This is a genomic window from Tistlia sp., assembly GCF_040905785.1.
Classification (GTDB): Bacteria; Pseudomonadota; Alphaproteobacteria; order Kiloniellales; family DSM-21159; genus Tistlia.
In genome coordinates, this window is record NZ_JBBDQW010000075.1 from 80,486 (window position 1) to 86,778 (window position 6,293).

The 6,293-nt window shown below is 72.6% G+C and carries 9 protein-coding genes; 7 read left to right on the plus strand and 2 right to left on the minus strand.

The window, feature by feature from the left end; translation table 11 throughout:
* Positions 1 to 188: 188 nt before the first annotated feature.
* From hisB to WD341_RS17885, 7 genes are read left to right on the plus strand one after another with little or no spacing between them, the layout of a single operon-like run.
* Positions 189 to 776, plus strand: coding sequence for an imidazoleglycerol-phosphate dehydratase HisB (gene hisB / locus WD341_RS17855; RefSeq protein ID WP_368426851.1), 588 nt, complete (start codon positions 189 to 191; stop codon positions 774 to 776).
* 5 nt (positions 777 to 781) lie between these two features.
* The gene (gene hisH, locus WD341_RS17860) at positions 782 to 1,447 is read left to right on the plus strand and encodes an imidazole glycerol phosphate synthase subunit HisH (RefSeq protein WP_368426844.1); all 666 of its coding nucleotides are present in this window, start codon (positions 782 to 784) and stop codon (positions 1,445 to 1,447) included.
* A gap of 19 nt (positions 1,448 to 1,466) precedes the next feature.
* Positions 1,467 to 2,027 (plus strand): N-acetyltransferase family protein, encoded by a 561-nt coding sequence (locus WD341_RS17865; RefSeq protein ID WP_368426845.1) that lies wholly within the window; start codon positions 1,467 to 1,469, stop codon positions 2,025 to 2,027.
* 46 nt (positions 2,028 to 2,073) lie between these two features.
* Positions 2,074 to 2,811 (plus strand): 1-(5-phosphoribosyl)-5-[(5-phosphoribosylamino)methylideneamino]imidazole-4-carboxamide isomerase, encoded by a 738-nt coding sequence (gene hisA / locus WD341_RS17870; RefSeq protein WP_368426846.1) that lies wholly within the window; start codon positions 2,074 to 2,076, stop codon positions 2,809 to 2,811.
* A gap of 4 nt (positions 2,812 to 2,815) precedes the next feature.
* A complete protein-coding gene (hisF, locus tag WD341_RS17875; protein WP_368426847.1) occupies positions 2,816 to 3,625 on the plus strand; it encodes an imidazole glycerol phosphate synthase subunit HisF in 810 nt (269 codons plus the stop codon).
* A gap of 23 nt (positions 3,626 to 3,648) precedes the next feature.
* Entirely contained in the window at positions 3,649 to 3,966 is a 318-nt protein-coding gene (locus tag WD341_RS17880; protein WP_368426852.1) for a phosphoribosyl-ATP diphosphatase, read from the plus strand.
* Positions 3,967 to 4,005: 39 nt separating this feature from the next.
* A complete protein-coding gene (locus WD341_RS17885; protein ID WP_368426848.1) occupies positions 4,006 to 4,377 on the plus strand; it encodes a histidine triad nucleotide-binding protein in 372 nt (123 codons plus the stop codon).
* Between the two features lie 382 nt (positions 4,378 to 4,759).
* On the opposite strand, the gene WD341_RS17890 is transcribed toward WD341_RS17885, so the two are convergent.
* Entirely contained in the window at positions 4,760 to 5,587 is an 828-nt protein-coding gene (locus WD341_RS17890) for an ion transporter (RefSeq protein WP_368426849.1), read from the minus strand.
* Between the two features lie 71 nt (positions 5,588 to 5,658).
* On the minus strand, positions 5,659 to 6,293 hold a 635-nt coding region (locus WD341_RS17895), incomplete at its 5' end, for an ATP-binding protein (protein WP_368426850.1).

Sequence of the window (6,293 nt, forward strand, 5' to 3'; positions counted from 1 at the left end):
GTCGCCGGGGGCGTGGCGGCCCGGTCGCGCGCCGTGATCCCGCTTAGGCCTTTGCGCAGCCGGCCCGGGCTGCTAAACACCCGGCCTTCGCAATGCCGAGAGCGCCGGCCGCTGGGTCGCTTGCGCTCGTCCCGCGCGCCCGGCGTCGCTCGCCGTGCCTGGACGCGCACCGAATGGGCAGGACCGCCATGCGCAGCGCCAGGGTGGAACGCAACACCAAGGAGACCCGGATCTCCGCCGAGGTGAATCTCGACGGCACCGGCGAATCCCGGATCGACACCGGCATCGGCTTCCTCGACCACATGCTCGACCAGCTGGCGCGCCACGGTCTGCTCGACATCACCCTCAAGGCCGAGGGCGACCTGCACATCGACGCCCACCACACCACCGAGGACAGCGGCATCGTGCTCGGCCAGGCGGTCTCCAAGGCGCTCGGCGAGCGCCGCGGCATCCGCCGCTACGGCGACGCCCTGATCCCGATGGACGAAACCCTGACCCGGGTCGCGCTCGACGCCTCGAACCGGCCCTACCTGATCTGGAAGGTCGCCTTCACCCGCGACAAGCTCGGCACCTTCGACACCGAGCTGTTCAAGGAGTGGTTCCAGGCCTTCGCCCAGCACGCCGGCCTGACGCTGCACGTCGAGACGCTCTACGGCACCAACAACCACCACATCGTCGAGTCCTGCTTCAAGGGCCTGGCCCGGGCGCTGCGCGACGCGCTCGAGATCGACCCGCGCAAGGCCGACGCCATTCCCTCGACCAAGGGCAGTCTCTGAGCGCGATGGCCTGCGTTCTGGTCGACTACGGCTCGGGCAACCTGCGCTCGGCGGCCAAGGCCCTGGAGCGGGCGGCGGCGGAGAGCGGGCGCGGCGCCGCGATCGAGGTGAGCGACAGCGCCGCCGCCCTGCGCCGGGCCGAGCGGATCGTGCTGCCCGGCGTCGGCGCCTTCGCCGACTGCATGGACGGCCTCGCCGCCCTGCCCGGCGTGCGCGAGGCGCTGGAGGAGGCGGTGATCGAGCGCGGCCGGCCGTTCCTGGGCATCTGCGTCGGCATGCAGCTGATGGCCGAGCGCGGCCTCGAGCACGCCGAGGCGGAGCCGGGCGGCCACCCCGGCCTCGGCTGGATCCCGGGCGACGTCGAGGCGCTGCCGCCCGGCGGGCCGGCGCGCAAGATACCGCATATGGGCTGGAACGAGCTGCTGCTCGAGCCGCCGGGCCGCGCGCACCCGGTGCTGGCGGGGCTGGACGGAAATCCCCACGTCTACTTCGTGCACAGCTACCGCCTGCGGCCCGAGCGTCCGGAACACCAGCTCGCCTCCGTCGACTACGGCGGCCGTTTTGCCGCGGTCGTCGGCCGGGACAATCTGGTCGGCACGCAGTTCCACCCCGAGAAGAGCCAGGCGGCCGGCCTGCGGCTGCTGTCCAACTTCCTGGCCTGGATGCCCTGATGAGCGAGTGCGGAGGCCCATGAGCGCGAGCCCGTCCCATCTCTCTCCGACGCTGCGCGTCGAGCCGGCCACGACCTTCCGCGGCGCCCAGCTCCACGAGCTGTGCGATGCCGCCGAGGAGGCGATCGTCGACGGCGGCGGCTTCGGCTGGCTGGCGCCGCCGCCGCGTCCGACCATGGAGGCCTACTGGAAGGGCGTGTTGCTGGTGCCGGAGCGCGAGCTGTTCCTGGGCAGCCTCGACGGCACCGTCGCCGGCTCGGCGCAGCTGCTGCGCCCGCCGGCGAACCAGGAGGGCCAGCGCCTCTGCGGCAGCCTGACGACCTTCTTCGTGGCGCCCTGGGCGCGCGGCCACGGCCTCGCCCTGCAGCTCGTGCAAGCGGTCGAGGCGGCGGCGCGCACCGCCGGCCTCAAGGTGCTGAACCTCGACGTGCGCGAGACCCAGGCGCGCGCCATCGAGATCTACGACCAGCTCGGCTTCACCTGCTGGGGCAGCCATCCCCGCTACGTCTGCATCGACGGCAGCTGGTTCGCCGGGCGCTACTACTACAAGGACCTGGAGCCGCCCGGCGCGGAGGCCTGACCGGGCCCCGAGCGGCGTTTCCGGCGATCCCGACAGAGGACGATCGATGATTCTCTTTCCCGCCATCGACCTCAAGGACAACCAGGTCGTGCGCCTGCGCCTCGGCGAGATGGACCAGGCGACGGTCTTCAGCGCCGATCCCGTCGCCCAGGCCGAGAGCTTCGCGGCCGCCGGCTTCGAGTGGCTGCACATCGTCGACCTCAACGGCGCCTTCGCCGGCCGCGCGGTCCACGAGGAGGTCATCAAGTCGATCCTCGCGGCGACCCGCCTGCCGGTCCAGCTCGGCGGCGGCGTGCGCAGCCTGGAGCGAATCGAGCGCTGGCTCGAGATCGGCGTCGACCGGGTCATCCTGGGCACCGTCGCGGTCAAGGACCCGGAGCTGGTGCGCGCCGCCTGCCGGCGCTTCCCGGGCCGCATCGTCGTCGGCGTCGACGCCCGCGGCGGCCGGGTCGCGGTCGAGGGCTGGGCCGAGGTCAGCGACCTGGCGGCCGGCGAGCTGGCCAAGCGCTTCGAGGACGCCGGCGTCGCCGCCCTGCTCTACACCGACATCGACCGCGACGGCGTGCTCGCCGGCGTCAACGTCGAGGCAACGGTCGAGCTGGCGCGCGCCACCAGGCTGCCGGTGATCGCCTCGGGCGGCGTCGCCTCGCTCGACGACCTCGCCGACCTGCTGGTCCACGAGGAGGAGGGCATCTGCGGCGTCGTCTGCGGCCGCGCGCTCTACGACGGCCGGCTCGACCCGGCCCAGGCGCTCGCCCTGCTCGCCGGCGGGGAGGAGATCTGATGCCATGCTGAAGATGCGCGTCATCCCCTGCCTCGACGTCAAGGACGGCCGCGTCGTCAAGGGCATCAACTTCGTCGGCCTGCGCGACGCCGGCGACCCGGTCGAGCAGGCCACGGTCTATGACGCCGCTGGCGCCGACGAGCTCTGCTTCCTCGACATCGCGGCGAGCCACGAGGAGCGCGGCATCCTGCTCGAGGTCGTGCGGGAAACGGCGGAGCGCTGCTTCATGCCGCTGACCGTCGGCGGCGGCGTGCGGACGCTCGACGATATCCGCCAGCTGCTGCTGGCCGGCGCCGACAAGGTCTCGATCAACACCGCGGCGGTCGGCGATCCCGACTTCGTGCGCGCCGCCGCCCGCAAGTTCGGCACCCAGTGCATCGTCGTCGCGCTCGACGCCAAGCGGGTCGGCGAAGGCGACGGGGGCGCGGACCGCTTTGAGATCTTCACCCACGGCGGCCGCAAGGCGACCGGCCTCGACGCCGTCGAGTGGGCGCGGCGCATGGTCGCCTACGGCGCCGGCGAGCTCCTGCTGACCTCGATGGACCGCGACGGCACCAAGCAGGGCTTCAACCTGCCGCTGACCCGGGCCGTGGCCGACGCCGTCAGGGTTCCGGTCATCGCCTCGGGCGGCGCCGGCACGGCCCAGCACATGGTCGAGGGCATCCGCGACGGCCACGCGACCGCCGTGCTCGCCGCCTCGATCTTCCACTACGGCGAGGTCTCGATCGCCGAGGTCAAGGCGGCCCTCGCCGCCGCCGGCCTGCCGGTCCGCCCGCTCGAGCCGGCCGGCAGCCTGGCGGGAGCCGGGGCGTGAGCGAGGGGCGGCCCGAGGCGACGGTGGCGGTTCTGGAGCGGCTCTTCGCCGTCATCGAGCAGCGCAAGGGCGCCGATCCCGCCTCCTCCTACACCGCCAAGCTGCTCCACCGCGGGCCCGGCAAGATCGCCCAGAAGTTCGGCGAGGAGGCTGTCGAGACGATCATCGCGGCGACCTCCGAGGGCCGCGAGGAGCTGGCCGCCGAGAGCGCCGACCTGCTCTACCACCTGCTCGTGCTCTGGGCCGCCCACGGCTTGCGCCCCGAGGAGGTCTGGGCCAGATTGGCCGCGCGCGAGGGCATCTCCGGCGTCTCCGAGAAGGCGTCCCGCAAGGGCGTCTGAGGCCCCGGCGCGAGCGCGAGCACCAGTCCCGGGGGAACCATGGCGGCCTACGACGAGAACAACATCTTCGCCAAGATCCTGCGCGGCGAGATCCCCTGCAAGAAGCTGCTCGAGACCGAGCAGGCTCTCGCCTTCCACGACATCGCGCCGCAGGCGCCGGTCCACGTCCTGGTCATCCCCAAGGGTGCCTACGTCTCCTCGGCCGACTTCTTCGCGCGCGCCGGGGACGCCGAGATCGCCGGCTTCTGCCGGGCCGTCGCCCAGGCCGCCGAGCAGCTCGGCGTCGTCGAGAGCGGCTACCGGATCCTCGCCAACCACGGCCCCGACGCGCACCAGGAGGTGCCGCACTTCCACGTCCACCTCTTCGCCGGCCGCGACCTCGGCCGCATGATCAAGCCGCCGGAGAAGTAGGCTCGGCGCGCCCCTGGCACGCCTCTCCGCCGGCGCTCCCACGCTTGCATGGTTCGACAAGCTCACCATGAAGCGACGGAGGGGCTCTCGCGGCCTTCAGCGTGAGCGCCCCGGCGTCCCGGCCGAGCGTTGTTCCCGAACCGGACGAAGCGCGCCCTGACGCCTGCGCCACCCCCTCCATCGCTTCATGGTGAGCCTGTCGAACCACGAAGCGTGAGCGCGCCGATGTCCCTGCCGAGCCACACGTCCCGAAGCGGATGACGCACGACCCGAAGCCCGCGCGACCCCCTCCGTCGCTTCATGGTGAGCCTGTCGAACCATGCAAGCGTGGGAGCGCTGGCGCCTCGACCGGGCGTCGTTCCCGAACCGGAACGTGCCGTCCCTACTCGGCCCCTCGCCGCAGCGCCGAGACCTCGCGGCGCAGCGCCTGGATCTCGGACAGGATCGTCTCGCTGTCGGCCTTCTGGGCGGCCATCTCCTCGGCGCGCAGCTCGGCGATGTCGGCGTCGTGCTGGCTCTGCATGGCGTTGACGATGATCGCGATGAAGAGGTTCAGCACGGTGAAGGAGGTGACCAGGATGAAGGGCACGAAGAAGGCCCAGGCCGCCGGATGGACCTCCATGACCGGGCGCACGATGCCCATCGACCAGCTTTCCAGGGTCATGATCTGGAACAGGCTGTAGGCCGAGTCGCCGATCGTGCCGAACCACTCGGGGAAGCGCGCGCCGTAGAGCTTCGTCGCCATCACCGAGAAGACGTAGTAGATCAGCGACAGCAGGGCGAAGATCGAGCCCATGCCCGGGATCGCCGAGAGCAGCGCCGTCACCACCCGGCGCATCGAGGGCACCGCCGAGATCAGCCGCAGCACGCGCAGCACCCTGAGCGCGCGCAGGATCGAGAGATTGCCGGTCGCCGGGACCAGGGCGATGCCGACGACCAGGCTGTCGAAGATGTTCCAGGGATCGCGGAAGAAGCGCCAGCCGTAGGCCGACATCTTCAGCGCCAGCTCGGCGACGAAGACCGCCAGCACCGCCTTGTCGAGGGCGAGCAGCAGCGGCCCGGCCGCGGCCATGGCCGTCGCGCTGGTCTCCAGCCCCAGGGTGACGGCATTGACCACGATCAGCGCCGCGATCGCGATCTGGAAGCCGCGCCGCTCGATCAGCCGGCGCAGCCGCGCGCGCAGGCCCGCCGTCTCCGTCGTCTCCGCCATCTTGAGGCCCGCCACTCCCCGCTGCCTGTGGTGCGGCGTCACTTGCCCTGCCGGGCTCTCGGGATCAAGGGCTATCCCCGCGCCGGCGCGACCCGGCGGTAGGTCAGGGCCTCGGCGACCTGCAGGCGGGTCACCGGGCCGCCGCCCTCGAGGTCGGCCAGGGTGCGCGCGACGCGCAGGACGCGGTGGTAGCCGCGGGCCGAGAGGCGCAGGCGCTCGGCGGCCTGGGTCAGCAGCGCGCGGCCGGCGGCGTCGGGCGCGGCGATGGCCTCCAGCAGGGCGCCGTCGGCCTGGACGTTGCTGGTCAGCTCCGGCCGGCCGAGCGACTCGAAGCGCGCGACCTGGAGGGCGCGGGCGCGGGCGACGCGCGCGGCGACCTCGGCCGAGCCCTCGGCCGGCGGCGGCAGCGAGAGGTCGGCGGCGCTGACCGCCGGCACCTCGACGTGCAGGTCGATGCGGTCGAACAGCGGCCCCGAGATCCGGCCCTGGTAGTCCTGCGCGCAGCGCGGCGCCTTGTTGCAGGCCAGGCCGGCGTCGTCGAGGTGGCCGCAGCGGCAGGGGTTCATGGCGGCGACCAGCTGGAAGCGCGCCGGGTAGCTCACGTGGGCGGCGGCCCGCGCCACCGTCACCGTGCCGCTTTCGACCGGCTGGCGCAGCGCCTCCAGGGTCGCGCGCGCGAACTCCGGCATTATGCAGCAAGCACACC

What these genes read in the sequence shown, in the direction of transcription:
- hisB (WP_368426851.1), top strand. Translation starts at nt 189, where the DNA reads ATGCGCAGCGCCAGGGTGGAACGCAACACCAAGGAGACCCGGATCTCC.
- hisH (WP_368426844.1), top strand. Translation starts at nt 782, where the DNA reads ATGGCCTGCGTTCTGGTCGACTACGGCTCGGGCAACCTGCGCTCGGCG.
- WD341_RS17865 (WP_368426845.1), top strand. Translation starts at nt 1,467, where the DNA reads ATGAGCGCGAGCCCGTCCCATCTCTCTCCGACGCTGCGCGTCGAGCCG.
- hisA (WP_368426846.1), top strand. Translation starts at nt 2,074, where the DNA reads ATGATTCTCTTTCCCGCCATCGACCTCAAGGACAACCAGGTCGTGCGC.
- hisF (WP_368426847.1), top strand. Translation starts at nt 2,816, where the DNA reads ATGCTGAAGATGCGCGTCATCCCCTGCCTCGACGTCAAGGACGGCCGC.
- WD341_RS17885 (WP_368426848.1), top strand. Translation starts at nt 4,006, where the DNA reads ATGGCGGCCTACGACGAGAACAACATCTTCGCCAAGATCCTGCGCGGC.
- WD341_RS17890 (WP_368426849.1), bottom strand. Translation starts at nt 5,587, where the DNA reads ATGGCGGAGACGACGGAGACGGCGGGCCTGCGCGCGCGGCTGCGCCGG.